Origin of the sequence: Duganella vulcania (assembly GCF_009857655.1) — a bacterium.
In the GTDB taxonomy this organism is placed as follows: domain Bacteria; phylum Pseudomonadota; class Gammaproteobacteria; order Burkholderiales; family Burkholderiaceae_D; genus Rugamonas; species Rugamonas vulcania.
This window is the reverse complement of sequence record NZ_WWCX01000323.1, coordinates 1-296: the sequence shown is the minus strand read 5'-3', so window position 1 is coordinate 296 and position 296 is coordinate 1. Positions and strand designations below refer to the sequence as shown.

Annotated in this window: 1 rRNA gene; it reads right to left on the bottom strand. The window is 52.4% G+C overall.

Annotated elements, in window-relative coordinates:
• Positions 1-296, bottom strand: a 16S ribosomal RNA gene (locus GTP90_RS36215); the annotation flags it as partial.

Here is a 296-nt window from a genome sequence, read left to right as displayed (position 1 = left end):
GGTTTGTCACCGGCAGTCTCATTAGAGTGCCCTTTCGTAGCAACTAATGACAAGGGTTGCGCTCGTTGCGGGACTTAACCCAACATCTCACGACACGAGCTGACGACAGCCATGCAGCACCTGTGTACTGGTTCTCTTTCGAGCACTCCCCAATCTCTCAGGGATTCCAGCCATGTCAAGGGTAGGTAAGGTTTTTCGCGTTGCATCGAATTAATCCACATCATCCACCGCTTGTGCGGGTCCCCGTCAATTCCTTTGAGTTTTAATCTTGCGACCGTACTCCCCAGGCGGTCTAC